The 15827-nt window shown below is 70.2% G+C and carries 12 protein-coding genes; 10 read left to right on the top strand and 2 right to left on the bottom strand.

What is annotated here, in order from left to right; all coding sequences use genetic code 11:
* Positions 1-162: 162 nt before the first annotated feature.
* A complete protein-coding gene (locus ACIBTX_RS18135) occupies positions 163-933 on the bottom strand; it encodes a FadR/GntR family transcriptional regulator (protein WP_357121266.1) in 771 nt (256 codons plus the stop codon).
* Between the two features lie 151 nt (positions 934-1084).
* On the opposite strand from ACIBTX_RS18135, the gene ACIBTX_RS18130 reads away from it, so the two are divergent.
* From ACIBTX_RS18130 to ACIBTX_RS18095, 8 genes are all read left to right on the top strand, one after another.
* Complete coding sequence (locus ACIBTX_RS18130; RefSeq protein ID WP_357121269.1) at positions 1085-2353, top strand: extracellular solute-binding protein; 1269 nt, start codon at positions 1085-1087, stop codon at positions 2351-2353.
* Between the two features lie 4 nt (positions 2354-2357).
* Positions 2358-3338 carry a sugar ABC transporter permease gene (locus ACIBTX_RS18125; protein ID WP_357121272.1) on the top strand — a complete coding sequence of 327 codons (981 nt, stop codon included), beginning with the start codon at positions 2358-2360 and terminating at the stop codon, positions 3336-3338.
* The gene (locus tag ACIBTX_RS18120; protein WP_355050068.1) at positions 3338-4165 is read left to right on the top strand and encodes a carbohydrate ABC transporter permease; all 828 of its coding nucleotides are present in this window, start codon (positions 3338-3340) and stop codon (positions 4163-4165) included. The genes ACIBTX_RS18125 and ACIBTX_RS18120 overlap by 1 nt, the downstream gene beginning before the upstream one ends.
* Position 4166: 1 nt before the next feature.
* Complete coding sequence (locus ACIBTX_RS18115) at positions 4167-5402, top strand: mandelate racemase/muconate lactonizing enzyme family protein (RefSeq protein ID WP_357121278.1); 1236 nt, start codon at positions 4167-4169, stop codon at positions 5400-5402.
* 137 nt (positions 5403-5539) lie between these two features.
* Entirely contained in the window at positions 5540-6568 is a 1029-nt protein-coding gene (locus tag ACIBTX_RS18110; RefSeq protein ID WP_357172123.1) for an alcohol dehydrogenase catalytic domain-containing protein, read from the top strand.
* Positions 6565-7326, top strand: a complete 762-nt coding sequence (locus ACIBTX_RS18105; protein ID WP_357121284.1) for an SDR family NAD(P)-dependent oxidoreductase — start codon at positions 6565-6567, stop codon at positions 7324-7326. The genes ACIBTX_RS18110 and ACIBTX_RS18105 overlap by 4 nt, the downstream gene beginning before the upstream one ends.
* Entirely contained in the window at positions 7323-8201 is an 879-nt protein-coding gene (locus tag ACIBTX_RS18100; RefSeq protein WP_357121287.1) for an amidohydrolase family protein, read from the top strand. Before ACIBTX_RS18105 ends, ACIBTX_RS18100 begins: the two co-directional genes overlap by 4 nt.
* On the top strand, positions 8198-9169 hold the full coding sequence (locus tag ACIBTX_RS18095) for an aldo/keto reductase (protein ID WP_357172124.1): 972 nt from the start codon (positions 8198-8200) through the stop codon (positions 9167-9169). Before ACIBTX_RS18100 ends, ACIBTX_RS18095 begins: the two co-directional genes overlap by 4 nt.
* An 84-nt stretch (positions 9170-9253) precedes the next feature.
* Here ACIBTX_RS18095 and ACIBTX_RS18090 read toward each other — a convergent pair whose 3' ends face one another.
* The gene (locus ACIBTX_RS18090; protein WP_357121293.1) at positions 9254-12814 is read right to left on the bottom strand and encodes a ThuA domain-containing protein; all 3561 of its coding nucleotides are present in this window, start codon (positions 12812-12814) and stop codon (positions 9254-9256) included.
* 524 nt (positions 12815-13338) lie between these two features.
* Here ACIBTX_RS18090 and ACIBTX_RS18085 point away from each other — a divergent pair.
* A complete protein-coding gene (locus ACIBTX_RS18085) occupies positions 13339-14856 on the top strand; it encodes a sugar ABC transporter ATP-binding protein (RefSeq protein WP_357172125.1) in 1518 nt (505 codons plus the stop codon).
* Positions 14853-15827 carry an ABC transporter permease gene (locus tag ACIBTX_RS18080; RefSeq protein WP_357121299.1) on the top strand — a complete coding sequence of 325 codons (975 nt, stop codon included), beginning with the start codon at positions 14853-14855 and terminating at the stop codon, positions 15825-15827. Before ACIBTX_RS18085 ends, ACIBTX_RS18080 begins: the two co-directional genes overlap by 4 nt.

Here is a 15827-nt window from a genome sequence, read left to right as displayed (position 1 = left end):
GACCTCGGTGGATCGAGTGGAGCGGTGAAGCGTGCCCTTCGCCTCTGCGGCCCGAGGGTAGTCTGTTATCGCTAACATTCTCAAGCGATGGATGGACCTGGATTTCGCTCCGGCCTCACGGACGGGGCGGCGTGGGGGCCGCACCAGGGGTCGGTGGAGCGGTCAGCGCTGCAACCGGGTGGGGCTCCCCGGTCCGCTGCGGCGTACGAGCCACGCCTCCGTGATGTGCGTGAACATCGCCTGCGCGGCGCCGTCCGGGTCGTGGGCGGCGATGCGCTCGTAGATGCGCCGGTGCCCCTGGTTCGACGCCACGCACATGGCCCGCTCAGGCTGACCCATGTACCGGGCGGTGTTGACGACCTGACTCTCCAGGGACCGGACGACACCCCGGGCGATGCGGTTTCCGGACGCCTGCATGACCGTGTCGTGGAAGGCGCGGTCGTGCTCCTGGTAGGTGACGTGGTCGTCGACCAGCTCGTCCATGCGGTCCACCAGGGCGCGTAGCCGGTCGATCGCCGCCTCGTCGGCGAGGCGGGCCGCCACGTTGGCCATGTCGGACTCCAGCACCCGGCGGGTGACCACCAGGTCGTCCAGGATCGCCAGGGTGTCGTCCTCGGCGATGGTCGCCGCGAGGACGAGTTCGTCGAGCATGTCCCACGACGAGGGTGGGGTGACGAGCGTTCCGCTGCCCTGGCGGACCTGCACGAGCCCCTTCTCCTGCAGGATCTTCACCGCTTCCCGGATGACGGTGCGGCTCACCGAGAAGGTCTCGCAGAGCACCGGCTCGGGGGGCAGTGGCGTGCCCGAGGGGTGTGCTCCCTGGACGATGCGGGTCACCAACTCGGCCGTGATCGCCTGGGCCAGATTCGTCGGGCGACGCGTCCAGTTCGGTGTCGCCGTGCCGTTGACGGCCGACTGGTTCGATGTCGTCACGTTCACCTCCGCGTGGCCGCGGGAGCGGGCCCACAAGTCCGCCCCAGTGTACGGGCAACCGTTGACGTCAGACGTCATACGAGTTACGTTCTCGTCAATCTTGCATCGACGGCCGGCGTCTCGGCCACTCCCCATATGAAGGTGAGCAACGATGAAGCAACGAGCAGTGTGGTCCGCGGTCCTCGTTGCAGGGCTGGCCCTGACAGGCTGTGGAAGCGCGACAGGTTCGGGTTCATCGTCCGAAGGCTCGGACAAGAAGCTGGTCGTCTGGGACTGGAAGTCCGGCGAGGCCAGCTCCGCCCAGTACGTGGAGAAGGCCAAGGCCGACTTCGCCAAGAAGCACAAGGACGTCAAGGTCGAGTTCGTCGCCCAGCCGTTCGAGGAGTACTACACGCTGTTGGGCGCGGCCCTCCAGTCGGGCAAGGGGCCGGACGTCATCCTGTTCAACGGTGGCGGCCAGATCCGCGACCGGGTGGCCTCGCTCCAGCCGCTCGACGAGTACGTCGGCGAGGACCGGCAGCGGCTGGCCGGCTGGGAGGCGTTCGCGAAGGACGGCAAGACGTACGCCTCTCCGGTGACGCTGCAGGGCCACCCGATCTACTACAACAAGACGCTCTACGAGAAGGCCGGTCTCGACCCGGCGAAGCCCGCCACGACCTGGCAGGAGTTCGTCGCCAACTGCGGTGTCATCACCAAGCAGACCGGCGCCAAGTGCTTCTCCGTCGGCAACAAGGAGGGCTACGGCATCCAGTTCTTCCTGTCGGCCATGGCATCGGGCGTGCTGACCCCGCAGGAATACGACAACTGGATCGCCGGCAAGCGCGACTGGAAGTCGCCGAACGTCAAGCGGCTCTTCGAGCTGTGGAAGGAGACCGGCACCGCCAAGCTGAACAACGACGGCGCGAACTCCACCGCCCTGTTCAACGACGCGTTCGCCGTGTTCCAGTCCGGCAAGGCCGCCCACATGATCGGCCTCATGTCCGACATCGGGCACTGGAAGGACTTCAACGAGTTCATCACGCCGGAGAAGCTGGGCGTGATGATGGCCCCGACGGTGACCAGCGGCGTGACCCCCAGCCTGCCGTACGACGGCGGCATCGGGTACGCGGTCGCCAAGTGGACCAAGGACCCGAAGGTGGCCGCCGACCTGGTGCGCTCGCTGAGCTCCACCGAGGCGCTGAAGGCGTTCTACGCCAACGCCGGCGCGATCACCGCGGACACGACGATCGACGTGTCGGCGAGTGGGCCGGCCGTCACCACGATCGTCTCCGCGCTCAAGACCGGCAAGCCGGCGGTGCACGTGGCGCTCTCCTCGAAGTCGCTCGACCTGATGGGCCGCCTCTCGCAGCAGTTGCTCAGCGGCTCGATCAGCGTGGACGAGGTCGTGAAGCAGATGGCCGCCTCGGACACGGCGGGCTGATCTCGTGACGATCGGCAAGTCGCTCCCGTCGGTCCGCTCGGCTTCGGCCGGGCGGGCCGGCGGGGTCCCGCCCTCCGCACCGCCGCCTCGCGACCGCGCCGTCTCGCGGCGCGCCGCCGGCGGCCGACGCGCCGAGCAACTGGCGCCCTTCGTGCTGGTCGCCCCGGCCGTCCTGATCCTCGTGCTGCTGCGGCTGTACCCGCTCGCGCTCGGTGTCAACTTCTCCTTCACCGGCGACGGCGACCGCGACGGGGCGATGGTCGGCTTCGACAACTACGTCCACCTGCTCCAGGATCCGCTGTTCCAGCAGGCGCTGCGCAACGTGGGACTGCTGGTCCTGCTCCTGCCGGTGGCGGTGGCCATTCCGGGTCTACTCGCCACGTTCATCTACCTGCGCGTGCCGGGGCACCGGTTCTACCGCAGCGTCTACTTCTTCCCGGCCGTGCTGTCCCCGGTCATCGTCGGCGCGATCTTCAATCTGCTGCTCTCGTTTGACGGTCCTGTCAACGTTGTCCTGTCCACGGTGGGCATCGGGCCGGTGGACTGGCTCGGTGATCCGGACGTCGCCATGTTCGCGGTCGTCGGTGTGCACGTGTGGGCGACCTTCGGAATGGCCCTGGTCGTCTTCCTCGCGGGCTTCGCGACCCTGGACGCGGCCCTGCTGGACGCCGCCCGGGTGGACGGCGCGTCCCTGGCCCAGGTGATCTGGCACGTGATCATCCCCAGCCTGACCCGCACCATCCAGTTCGTCTTCGTGACCACGATGATCGGGATGCTGACGTCCATGTTCGGCCTGCTCTACGTCATGACCAGTGGCGGTCCGGAGGGCTCGACCTACCTGCCGGAGTACTACATCTGGATCCAGCAGGGTCGGATGAACCGACCGGCCCTGGCGTCGGCCGCGTCCACCGTTCTGTTCGTCATCATGCTCGTCGTCGGGCTGCTCCAGCTCAAGCTGCTCCGACGCGCGGGGAGGGAGGACTGATGTCCCGCGTCCGACTGGGCAGATGGTTGCTCGTGATCCCGATGGGGCTCCTCGCGGTCGCGACGATCTACCCCCTCCTGTTCACGGCGAACGTCGCGATGAAGACCCGCCGGGAGTACATCCTCGACCGCTTCGGTCTGGCGGACTCCCTGCACTTCGAGAACATCACCAAGGCGTGGACCAGCGTCGGCATGGGCCGGTACACCGCCAACTCGATCCTCGTGGTGGGTTGCGCGGTGTTCCTGCTGCTGCTGTTCGGGTCGATGGCCGGCTTCGCGCTGAGCCAACTGCGCTTCCGGGGCTCGACGGCGCTGTTCATCGGCTGCCTCGCGGCGCTCTTCATCCCCTTCCAGGTGATCATGGTGCCGCTGGCCCGGGTGATGGCCGACAGCGGTCTGGTCGACACGTACCCGGGGCTGATCCTGGCGTACGTCGCGCAGTTCCTGCCCTTCACGGTCTTCCTGATGACCAGCTACTACCGCACCATCCCGGCGGAGATCGTCGACGCGGCCCGGATCGACGGCAACACCGTGTACGGCGTCTACCGGCGGATCATGCTGCCGCTGGGCGCTCCGGCGCTGCTGTCCGTGGGCATCCTCAACACGCTGTTCTGCTGGAACGACGTGCTCATCTCGCTGCTGCTGATGCCGTCGGCCGACCACCGGACCCTCATGGTCGGGGTGACCTCGCTGCGGGGGCAGTACTCCGAGGACATTCCCACCTTCGCCTCCGGGGTGCTCATCGCCGCGATCCCGGTCCTGGCGGTCTACCTGTTCCTTCAGCGCCAGATCGCCGACGGCGTCGCCGCTGGTTCCACGAAAGGCTGACATGCGCATCACCGGGTATCGAACCCTGACGACGGTCCAGGAGTGGGGCCGACCCGTCGGCGACGCCAACGGCGTGTTCCCCGACGGCGTGACGACACTGCCGATCACCATCGTCGAGACCGACGAGGGGATCGACGGCATCGGCCTCGGGCCGCACGTGGAGATCGACAAGATCTTCCCGGCCATCGAAGGGGAAGATCCCCGCGCGGTGTCCACCCTGTACGACCGGATGCTGCGGCAGACGTTCAAGGCCGGGCACGCCGGCCTGGTGTTCGGGACGATCGGCGCGCTGGACACCGCCCTGTGGGATATCAAGGCGAAGATCGCCGGCGAGCCGCTCTGGCGCCTGCTCGGCGGGCGGGACCGGCGCGTTCCCGCGTACGCCTCCGGTCTCGACATCGGGCTGACCGACGACGAACTGGTCGCGGAGTACGAGGTCTATGCCGGGTACGGCCTGCGGGCCGCCAAGCTCAAGGGCGGTCTCGACATCGAGCGGGACCGGCACCGGCTCGGCCTGGTCCGGGAGGTGCTGACCGAGGCCGGTCACGGCCGACGGCCGGGCCTGATGCTCGACGTCAACGAGGCGTGGTCGCGCAAGCAGGCCGTGCGCCACGTGGCCGAGTTGGAACGTACCCTCGATCTGATCTGGATCGAGGAGCCGGTCCGCCGCTGGGACGCCGAGGGCCTGGCCGCCGTGGGGCGGGGCGTACGGGCCTCGATCGCCACCGGTGAGAACCTCACCGGGCTGGAGCAGTACCGGCCGCTGATCGCGGCGGGCGCGGTCGACATCGTGCAGACGGCCGCGGTCTGGGGGGTCACCCACTTCCTGCGGGTGGCGGCGCTGGCGCACGCCAACGACCTACCGGTCAGCCCCATCGGCAACATCCCCGTCGGTCTCCTGCACGCCGCGACCTCGGTGCCCAACCACCTGGTCAGCGAGTTGCAGGATCTCCGACCACCGACGGGTATCGGCCTCGACCTGCACGTCGAGGACGGCGCGTTCGTCCTGGGTGAGACACCCGGCCTCGGGGTACGGGTGGACGAGGCGGCGATCGCGGCCGCCGGACACCGTCCGGGGACTCCGACCGCCGACAGCCCGAACGTCCGTCCGGAGCGAGCCGGCAAGCGGCTGCTCGCCGTGGCCGAGCACCCGGTCGCCGCCGTGCCGGCCGGGGTCGAGGCCCTGCTCGTCGACGCGGTCACGTCCCCGAACGACGTGGCGCCGCTGCGGCACTGAGCCGGCACGGACCGTATCCGCACTGGACCGCAATTGGTCGGATGATTACCGTGTCCGTGGCGCCGACACCGCGGACGCGGCTCCGGCCGCCCTGTCACCCGCACCGTACGTACCAACCACGTCGAGACGGAGCAGCAGTGAAGGCAGTTGTCTACAAGGGAGCACGGGACCTCGGGATCGAGGACCGCGCACCGGAACCGCCGGGCCCCGGCCAGGTACGGATCGCGGTGGCGTACACCGGGATCTGCGGTACGGACCTGCACATCTTCCACGGCGACATGGACGCCCGGGTCGGCGCGTCGGCGGTCCTGGGACACGAGATGTCGGGGCGCGTCGCCGCGGTCGGCGACGGCGTGACCGATCTGCGGGTCGGGCAGCCCGTCACCGTGATGCCCACGCGCGCCTGCGGGCAGTGCCCGGCGTGCCGTCGTGGCCACTCGCACATCTGTCACGCGATGGACTTCCTCGGCATCGACTCGCCCGGCGCGATGCAGTCGTCCTGGACGGTGCCGGCCGACCTGGTGCTGCCGCTCCCCGACGACCTGCCGTTGGACCGCGCGGCGCTCGTCGAGCCCGTCGCCGTGGCGGTGCACGACGTCGGCCGGGCGCAGGTGGCGTCCGGCGAGCACGTGGTCGTCGTCGGCGGGGGCCCGGTGGGCGTCCTCATCGCCGCCGTCGCCCGTGAGCGGGGGGCCCAGGTCCTGCTCGTCGAACCGGACGGTTTCCGGCGCGGAGTCGCGTCGGGCATCGGCATCGAGGCCGTCGACCCGGGGCCGACCGACGTGGTGGCGCTGGTCAACGAACGGACCGGCGGCGCGGGCGCGGACGTCGCGTTCGAGGTGTCCGGTTCGGCCGCCGGCGTCAGCACGGCGGTGGACGTGCTGACCACCCGGGGCCGGCTGGTGATGGTGGCGATCCACCCGCAGCCACGTCCGGTGAACCTGCACCGCTTCTTCTGGCGGGAACTGGAGTTGCTGGGCGCGCGGCTGTACCGGCGCGAGGACGTCGTCGAGGCGATCCGGCTGGTGGCGGCGGGCGTCATCCCGGCCCAGGAGCTGATCTCCCGGGTGCTCCCGGTGGCCGGCGTCACGGACGCGTTCACGGCCCTGGAGTCCGGCGGAGGTGTCATGAAGGTGCTGCTCGACTGGCGGGAGGAGGAGCGATGAGCGTCCTGTTCGACCTGACCGGACGGACCGCCCTGGTAACCGGGGCCCGGCGGGGGATCGGCCTGGCGATGGCCGAGGCCCTGGCGTTGGCCGGCGCGGACATCATCGGGGTGTCGGCGCAGTTGGAACCGGAGGGCAGTGAGGTCCAACGGCGCGTCGAGGCCGCCGGTCGTCGGTTCACCGCCATCCGGACCGACCTGGGCGACCGGGCCGCGGTGTACCGGCTGGCCGAGGAGGCCGAGGCGGTCGCGCCGGTGGACATCCTGGTGAACAACGGCGGCACGATCGCCCGGGCGCCGGCCGTGGAGCACCCCGACGAGATGTGGGACCGGGTGGTGCAGGTCAACCTGTCCAGCCAGTTCGTGCTGACCCGGGAGATCGGCCGGCGGATGGTCGACCGGGGCCACGGCAAGGTCATCTTCACCGCCTCGCTGCTGAGCTTCCAGGGCGGCATCAACGTCGCGAGCTACACGGCGGCCAAGTCCGGCCTCGCCGGGCTGACCAAGGCGCTGTCCAACGAGTGGGCCGGACACGGCGTCAACGTCAACGCGATAGCGCCCGGGTACATCGCCACCGACAACACCCAGGCGCTGCGCGACGACCCGGTACGCAACGACGCCATCCTGGGTCGGATCCCGGCCGGCCGGTGGGGACGCGCCGACGACCTGGCCGGCGCCACCGTGTTCCTGGCCGCCAGCGCGTCGGACTACGTGCACGGCACCGTCCTGCCCGTCGACGGCGGATGGTTGGGCCGATGACCGGGCCCACGCCGACCGGGCGTCCCGGCATCATCGACGCGCACCACCACCTCTGGGTCCGCGCCCGGCACCCGCAACCGTGGATCGACCCGGACACGATGGCGGCCATCGACAACGACTTCACCCCGGCGGATCTCGCTCCGGCGGCGCGGGCCGCCGGGGTCACCGAGACCGTCGTCGTGCAGTCCATCGCCTCCGTGGCGGAGACGGAACACCTGTTGGGCATCGCGGCCGACGATCCCCTCATCGGCGGCGTCGTCGGCTGGGTCAACCTCGCCGCCGACGACATCGACGAGCGCCTCGACCGCCTGCGCGCCGCCCGCGGCGGGGAGCGGCTGGTCGCCATCCGCCACCTGGTCCAGTCCGAGCCCGACCCGGCGTACCTCGACCGGCGCGACGTTCGGCGGGGCATCGCGGCCGTCGGGGCCGCCGGTCTCGCCTACGACCTGCTGGTCCGCGACCATCAACTGCCGGCGGCCACGCGGCTCGTCCGGGACCTGCCCGAGGTGTCGTTCGTCCTGGACCACCTCGCCAAGCCGTCGCTCGGCAGGGGAGACCTGGGCGACTGGCCCGCCAACCTGCGGGCGCTCGCCGCCGAGCCGAATGTCACCGCGAAGCTCTCCGGCCTGGTGACCGAGGTGGACGGCTCGTCCTGGTCCGCTGCCGACCTGCGCCCCGCCATCGACCACGCGCTCGACGCGTTCGGACCGCACCGGCTCATGTTCGGCTCCGACTGGCCGGTGTGCCTGCTCGCCAGCTCCTACACCCGGTGGGTCGGCGTCCTCGCCGATCTGCTGGAACCGCTCGCCGACGCGGAGCAGGCGTCGATCTGGCGGGAGACCGCCGCCCGCGCGTACGGGCTGGGGGAGCCGTGACGGGCCGGGAGCTGCCCCGGCGACCGGGGGTACGCCTCACCACGCTGGGCTTCGGCGCGGCGCAGGGCGGCAACCTGTACCGGGGGACGTCGGACGAGGAGTTCGCGGCGGCCGTCGACACCGCCTGGGACGCCGGCATCCGGTACTTCGACACCGCGCCGCACTACGGTCTCGGCCTGTCCGAGCGGCGGTTGGGGGCGGCGCTGCGGTCTCGGCCCCGCGACGAGTACGTGGTGTCGACGAAGGTCGGGCGGCTGCTCGTACCCTCGCCCGAGGGCGCGCGGGACCGCGACCCCGAGGGGTTCGACGTGCCGGCCGACCACCGGCGGGTCTGGGACTTCAGCCGCGACGGCGTCCTGCGGTCGTTGGAGGCCAGCCTGGACCGCACCGGCCTGGACCGCGTGGACGTCGTCTACCTGCACGACCCGGACGAGCACTGGGAGCAGGCGGCGACCGAGGCGGTACCGGCCCTGGTCGAGCTGCGTGACCAGGGGGTCGTCGGCGCGATCGGCGCCGGCATGAACCAGTCGGCGATGCTGGCCCGCTTCGTCCAGGAGACCGACATCGACGTGGTGATGTGCGCCGGCCGCTACACCCTGCTCGAACAGGGCGCGGCCGACGACCTGCTGCCGGCCGCGCAGGCCGCGGGGGTGGGCGTGGTGATCGCCGGGGTCTACAACTCCGGGCTGCTGGCCCGTGACCAGCCGCCGGCCGACGCGACCTACAACTACCAGCAGGCGCCGCCCGAGGTGATCGAACGGGCCCGCCGGATCGCGGCGGTCTGCCAGGAGCACGGCGTCACGCTGCCCCAGGCGGCGCTGGCGTTCGTCCGCCGGCACCCGGTGGTGGTCTCGACGGTGGTCGGCCTGCGGGACGAGGCCCAGGTGACCGAGACCCTGCGCCGCTTCGACGCGGACGTCCCGGAGCGGCTGTGGGTGGCGCTGCGCGACGCCGGACTGCTCCGCTGACGGCGCGGCGCTGAAAAGCCGGAGCGCCGGCCACCCGTCGTCAGGAGCGGGTGGCCGGCGCTTCGTTCGCGCCAGGTCCGGTGATCAGACCTGGGTGAACCGCCACTGCTGGTTGGCGGCGCTGTGACAGCCCCACTGCAGCAGGCGGGCCCCGTCAGCGGTCGAGGCGCCGTTGACGTCCAGGCAGAGCCCGCTCAGCGCGCTCTTGACCGTGTAGACCCCGGTGGTGCCGGTCGCCGTCACGGTGAACTTCTGTTGGTTGGAGTTGTTGCAGGTGGTGTGTTGCAGGAAGGCGCCCTGTGCGGTCGAGCCGCCGACGACGTCGAGGCACTTACCGCTGTGCACCGCCTTGAGGTAGACGGCGCCGCCGCCGGCGTCCACCGCCTGCCACTTCTGGTTGTTGCCCCCGGTGGCCGCCCACTGCACGACCTGGGCGCCGTCGGCGGTGGAGACCCCGCTGACGTCCATCAGCTTGCCGCTGTGCTGGGCCGTGAGGGTCCAGGTCTTCCCGGCCACGCCACCGGTACCCGGGTCGCTGCCGCCGGGCACCCCCACGCCGTTGCCGCCGAAGGTGAAGGCGTCGAGGTCGAACCAGTTGGACGAGCTGCCCTTGAACACCATGTAGAGGGTGTGCGTCCCGGACAGGGCCGCGACGCTCGTCGCCGCCGTGGACTGGTAGTTGTCCCAGCCGCCGGTGCTGGGCACCGACGTGGTGGCCAGCAGGGTGCCGGTCGGCGAGTCGGCCCGCAGCTCGATGCTTCCGCCGCCGCTGGGCGAGGACAGCCGGTAGCTGACGGTGCTGATGTTCGACAGGCTCATCGGGTTGAACGCTACCCAGTCGTTGTTGGAGATGTCACCGACGCGCTTACCGCTCTCCGCGGCGCTCTGGTCGACGACCCGGATGCCCGACTGGCTGCTGAAATACTCGGCCTGCTTGTGCTTCGGCTGCAGGATCGCCTGCGCGTAGCCGGTCAGCGGCGAGCCGCCACCCGAGCCGCCGTTGTCGGTGTAGCGGGCGTTGAGCACGTAGTACAGGTTCGCGCCCTCGGGGTGCCCACCGAGCAGGTCGGTGGAGATGGTCCCCGAACAGCCCGGGTACTCGGTGGTCTCGTGGGCGTGGTCGTCGTGGCCGAGGGCCGGGTTGACGAACACCTTGGTGCAGTCGATGGCCGCGCCGCCGGGGTCGGAGACACTGACCGTGTACGAGACCTTGTCGCCGAAGTTCAGCATGCCGCCGTTGGGCGGCACGTTGATGGTGACCACCGGGGCGGTGTTGCCGACGGTGATCTGCACGTTGGCGAAGCCGGTCTTGCCGGTGTTGTCGGTGACCTTCAGCTGTGCGGTGTAGTCGCCGTTGGTCGTGTAGGTGTGTGTCGGGTTGGCTGCCGTGGACGTACCACCGTCACCGAAGGTCCACTGGTAGCTGAGGGTGTTGCCAGGGTCCGGGTCGTTTGTGCCGGCGCTGCTGAACTGGACGGTCAGCGGGGCGCTGCCGCTGGTCGGCGTGCCGACGGCCTTCGCGATCGGTGACCGGCCGCCCTGGATGTAGTCGATCCGGTAGAGCCCGGAGTCGTTGTTGCCGCCGCCGAAGTTCGAGCCCCACTCCAGCAGGTACAGCGAACCGTCGGGGCCGAACTCCATGTCCATGGGCTTGTTGAAGTTGCCGCCGGGCAGGAAGGGGTTGGTCCGGGTGACCGCCGTCGAGGAGTCGAAGTGGACCTCCTTGACGTAGTTGCGGGCCCACTCGTAGAAGAAGTGCACGCCGTCGTAGTACGGCGGGAACTTCGTCGCCGACGGGTTGTTCGCGTTGTACCGGTACACCGGGCCGCCCATCGGGGCCGACCCGCCGGAGCCCAGCTCGGGGAAGGTCGTCGAGGCCGGGTAGCCGTACCAGATGTTCGGCGAGACGACCGGCTTGAGGTTGACCAGGCCGGTGTTGTTGGGCGAGTTGTTGACCGGCGCGCTGCAGTTGAACTTCGCCCCGACCACACCGGTGTCCGGGTTGAACGGCGCGTACGGCTGGTTGTTGCCGTGGCAGAACGGCCAGCCGTAGTTGCCGGCCGTCTTGATCACGTTCAGCTCGACGAGACCCTCCGGGCCGCGGTTGGTCGTCGGCGGGTTGCGGTCCGGCCCGTAGTCGGCCAGGTAGACCCAGCCGGTGACCGGGTCGATCGAGAAGCGGAACGGGTTGCGGAAGCCCATGGCGTACACCTCGGGCTTGGTCTGCGCCGTGCCCTGGGGGTAGAGGTTGCCCGTCGGGATGGTGTACCCGCCGCTGGCCGAGGGCTTGATGCGCAGCAGCTTGCCGCGCAGGTCGTTGGTGTTACCGGCGGAGCGGGCGGCGTCCAGGTTGGACTTGCCCGAGCGCCAGTCCAGCGGGGCGTACCCCTGCCAGTTGGGGTCGAGGTTGGGCGGCGTGTCGTCGCCGGTGCCGATGTAGAGGTTGCCGTCCGGGCCGAAGTCGATGTAGCCGCCGGTGTGTCCGGGCTCCGCGAAGGTCCGGTCCCGGTAAGCGGGGATGTCGATGATCCGGGCCTCGGTGGACAGGTTGAGCGTGTCACCGGAGAGCGTGTAGCGGGACACCCGGTTGACGTCGGTCGAGCTGCTCGCTGGTGAGTGGTACAGGTAGACGTATCCGTTGCTGGCGAACGCGGGGTCTATCGCGACGCCGGTGAGGCCGTCCTCACCGCCGGTGTAGACGCTCAGCGTGGCGGCGGTGACGGTGCTGTTCGTGCTCGGCTTGAAGATCTTGACCTGGCCACCCCGCTGGACGTACAGGACGCGACCGTCCGGCAGCACGGACAGCGCCATCGGGTCCGCGGTGTTGTCGTCGAGCGTGCGCTTCTCGAAGTTGCCCCAGACGGTGCCGCCGCAGTCGCCGGGCAGGTTGCCGGCGGCCCACTTGATGCCGCCCAGGACGTGGTTGCGGAAGTAGGTCTCGCTGTAGGAGTCGATGGCGTGGCCCATCGCGGTGGCCCACACCCGTCCGCCACCGGTGTTGCGGCACCACGAGATCGGGTGGTCCGGGCCCATCGCCCGCGAGCCCGGGTTGTACGTGCGCTCGTCGGCGGTCACCAGGACGTGCACGTTGCCGCGCGGGTTGGAGTCGAAGTTGTACCACTCCTCGCTGCGGCTCCAGCGGTCCGGCAGGCCGACCGTCGAGGGGTGCTGCTTGTCGGCGACGATGGCGGTGCCGGCGAGGACTCCGGGGGAGTGCTCGGGCATGTGGGCGCCGCCGTTCATCATCTGGTCCCACCACGGGTACTCAGACTCGATGCCCATGTCGGTGGCGTTGTGCACGCCCACGATGCCCTTGCCACTGGCGAGGTAGCCCTCGATGGCTTGGCGCTGGGAGGCCGAGGTCCAGACCATGCCGGAGGTCTGGAGCATGATGACGACGTCGAAGGTGGCGAGGTTGGCGGCCGTGAAGACGCTCGCGTCCTCGGTCGCCACCACCTCGAAGTTGTTCGCGGCGGCCTGCTGCTGGATCATCGAGATCCCGGCCGGGATCGAGTCGTGCCGGTAGCCGGCGGTCTTGGTGAACAACAGGGCGCGGAACGCCGGGGCGGCCGACGCTGGCGGGGCCAGGCCGAGGGCCACCAACAGGCCGACGATCAATCCAATGATCATTGTGGGGCGACGCATGCCGTCTCCTAGGTTTGGGCGGGCAACTGGCGATTGCGAGCACGGGCCGACAGCGCGTCAGGTCGTGCCTGGGCGCGCGAGAGCCACGGGTGTGCTGGTCGCGGTCGTCGTGCCGTACGCCGAGACGGCAGTCAGCCCCGCTGGATGTCACACAGCGTGATGTGGGCTGTGATCTCGTCCATGGTCTGCGAGGTCAGGATGAATCATCCATTGAGGACTGTCAATATAACGTCGAGCGTCTGATGTTACCCCCGGGTAGGGGTAGTCGGGCCTGACCGGTCCATGCCCGCACTCGTGCCGATCGAGTGCTGGGCCTGGCTGTCGCCGCAGATCGAGGATTGCGGACCCGCATCCAAACATCTATCTTCATACGTGTGATGTTTCCTCGATGTCAAGGAAATGTTTGCACCATAAAAACGCAAGTTCTTCAGCAAGCTGCGAAAGTGCGTCACTCAGCGCGTCGAACGGCCTACCGGCGGCTGTGCTGACCTCGTCGATGACTACTATCTGTAAGGGCTATCGGGATGTCAGATCCACCACCGGCACCGCTGCTGGCCCTGCGGGGCATCGGCAAGTCGTTCCTCGGTGTACGCGTCCTCGAGGGCGTCGACCTCGACGTCGCGCCGGGCGAGGTGCACGCCGTCGTCGGTGAGAACGGCGCCGGCAAGTCGACGCTCATGAAGATCGTCTCGGGCGGGTACGCCCCGGACGAGGGCACCGTCGAGTTCGCCGGCCAACCGCGCGCGTTCCACGGCCCCCGTGATGCCCAGCGCGCCGGCGTCGGCATCATCCACCAGGAATTCAACCTGCTGCCCGAGCGCACCGTCGCGGAGAACGTCTACCTGGGCCACGAACCGGTCCGGCGTGGATTGGTGGACCGCCGCGCGATGCTCGACCGCACCCGCGACCTGCTCACCTCGATCGGCGAGACCGCCCTGCCGGCCGACGCCCGGGTCGGCCGGCTCGGCGTCGCCCAGCAGCAGGTCGTCGAGATCGCCAAGGCGCTCGCCCTGGACGCGCGACTGCTCATCATGGACGAGCCGACCGCGGCCCTCGCGGACCAGGAGGTCGAACTGCTCTACGGGCTGGTACGCCGCCTCCAGGAGCGCGGGATCGGTCTGCTGTACGTGTCGCACCGGCTCACCGAGGTCTTCGACCTGTCCAGCCGGATCACCGTGCTCAAGGACGGTCGCCGGGTGACCACGGTGGACACCGCGAGCACGACCGCCGACGAGCTGGTCCGGCACATGGTCGGCCGCGAGCTGTCCAGCTACTACCCCGAGCGGGCCGGTCCCGACGACCGTGGGCCGGTCCGGCTCACCGTCCGCGACGGGGGTAACCGCAAGCTGCGGGGAGTGGACCTCGAGCTGCGCGCCGGCGAGGTGCTCGGCGTCGGCGGCCTACAGGGCTCCGGACGATCCGCGCTCGCTCGGGCGCTCTTCGGCGTGGCGCCGTTCACGACCGGCGCCGTCGAGTTGGACGGCGAACCGGTGCGGCTGCGCTCGCCGCGCGCCGCCATGCGGGCCGGCATCGCGTACGTCACCGAGGACCGCAAGGGCGAGGGCATCGTGGCACGGCAATCGGTGCTCGACAACGCGCTGCTGGCCAGCCGGGCCGCCTTCGCGACACGGTCCGGTCGCGCCGCCCGCACGGCACGGGTACGCGAGCTGCTCGCCGCCGTGGAGGTCCGCTCGGCCGGCGACGACCAGGAGATCCGCTTCCTCTCCGGCGGCAACCAGCAGAAGGTCGTGCTGGCCCGCTGGCTGGCGCTGAGCCCGCGCATCCTGATCTTCGACGAGCCGACCCGGGGCATCGACGTGGGGGCGAAGTCCGCCATCCACGACCTCGTCCGCCGCCTCGCCAGCGACGGCGCGGCGGTGCTGATGATCTCGTCGGAGCTGCCGGAGCTGCTCGGTATGAGCGACCGGATCGTCGTCCTGCGCGACGGTCGGATCGCGGGCGAGCTGCCCGCCGGCGCGACCGAGGAGGACGTCGTCGCCCTGGCCGTCGGCACCACCACCGTCCGGGAGGCTGTCTCATGACCGCCCTGTCGCTGCGTCCCGCCCGCCGTGCCGTGCCGGGCGTGTACGTGGCCCTTGCCCTCACCCTCGTGGTCGGCTGGCTGATCGTCATGCTCGACGGTGGTCAGCTCTTCAACCAGTCGACGACGGTGAGCCTGCTGCACGTCGCCGCCGGCCTCGGCCTCGTCGCCGTCGGGCAGACCCTGGTCATCCTCGGTGGGTCGCTCGACCTCTCCGTGGCGTTCGTGATCAGCCTCAGCACCCTGGTGGCGGCCGAGGCGATGAACGGCAGCGACGGCGCCCTGCTGCCGGCGATCGGGCTGGCGCTCGCGGTCAGCGCCGGCGTCGGACTGCTCAACGGGCTGCTCGTCACCAAGCTGCGGATCAACGCGTTCATCGCGACCCTCGGCGTCGGACTGCTGCTCAAGGGCTACCTCGACAACGGCTACGACGGCCCGGCCGGCGAGAGCGCGCCCGCTCTCGTCCGGACGCTCGGCTACCAGCGGGTCGGCCCGGTGCCGGTGTCCTTCCTGCTGCTGCTCGCGGTGACCGCGGCGGCCTGGTTCGTCCTCTCGCGTACCCGGTTCGGCCACCACCTGGTGGCCGTCGGGGGTGATCCGGAGGTCGCCCGGCTCTCCGGCGTCCGCAACGACCGGGTCCTCGTCACGGCCCACGTGCTGTGTTCCCTCTGTGCCGGGCTGGCCGGCGTCTACCTGGCCAGCCGGCTCGGCTCCGGCGCCCCGCGGGTGGGCACCGAGGGGCTCTACGACCTGGAGTCCATCGCCGCGGTGGTCCTCGGTGGCACCGCCCTCGCGGGCGGGCGCGGGGGCGTCCTCGGCACGATCGGCGGCGTGCTGCTGCTCGCCAGCATCGACGCGGTCTTCAACCAGCTCGAGGTCGACGCGTTCTTCAAGCAGGTGATCCGTGGCGTGATCATCATCGCCGCGGTCGCCGTCTACGCCCGACGGGCCATGCGAAAGGCGGGGTCCTGA

Source organism: Micromonospora sp. NPDC049359, from assembly GCF_044466585.1.
Lineage (GTDB): Bacteria > Actinomycetota > Actinomycetes > Mycobacteriales > Micromonosporaceae > Micromonospora.
This window is presented reverse-complemented; position numbering and strand designations above follow the sequence as displayed.

What these genes read in the sequence shown, in the direction of transcription:
- ACIBTX_RS18130 (WP_357121269.1), top strand. Translation starts at nt 1,085, where the DNA reads ATGAAGCAACGAGCAGTGTGGTCCGCGGTCCTCGTTGCAGGGCTGGCC.
- ACIBTX_RS18120 (WP_355050068.1), top strand. Translation starts at nt 3,338, where the DNA reads ATGTCCCGCGTCCGACTGGGCAGATGGTTGCTCGTGATCCCGATGGGG.
- ACIBTX_RS18115 (WP_357121278.1), top strand. Translation starts at nt 4,167, where the DNA reads ATGCGCATCACCGGGTATCGAACCCTGACGACGGTCCAGGAGTGGGGC.
- ACIBTX_RS18105 (WP_357121284.1), top strand. Translation starts at nt 6,565, where the DNA reads ATGAGCGTCCTGTTCGACCTGACCGGACGGACCGCCCTGGTAACCGGG.
- ACIBTX_RS18100 (WP_357121287.1), top strand. Translation starts at nt 7,323, where the DNA reads ATGACCGGGCCCACGCCGACCGGGCGTCCCGGCATCATCGACGCGCAC.
- ACIBTX_RS18090 (WP_357121293.1), bottom strand. Translation starts at nt 12,814, where the DNA reads ATGCGTCGCCCCACAATGATCATTGGATTGATCGTCGGCCTGTTGGTG.
- ACIBTX_RS18085 (WP_357172125.1), top strand. Translation starts at nt 13,339, where the DNA reads ATGTCAGATCCACCACCGGCACCGCTGCTGGCCCTGCGGGGCATCGGC.
- ACIBTX_RS18080 (WP_357121299.1), top strand. Translation starts at nt 14,853, where the DNA reads ATGACCGCCCTGTCGCTGCGTCCCGCCCGCCGTGCCGTGCCGGGCGTG.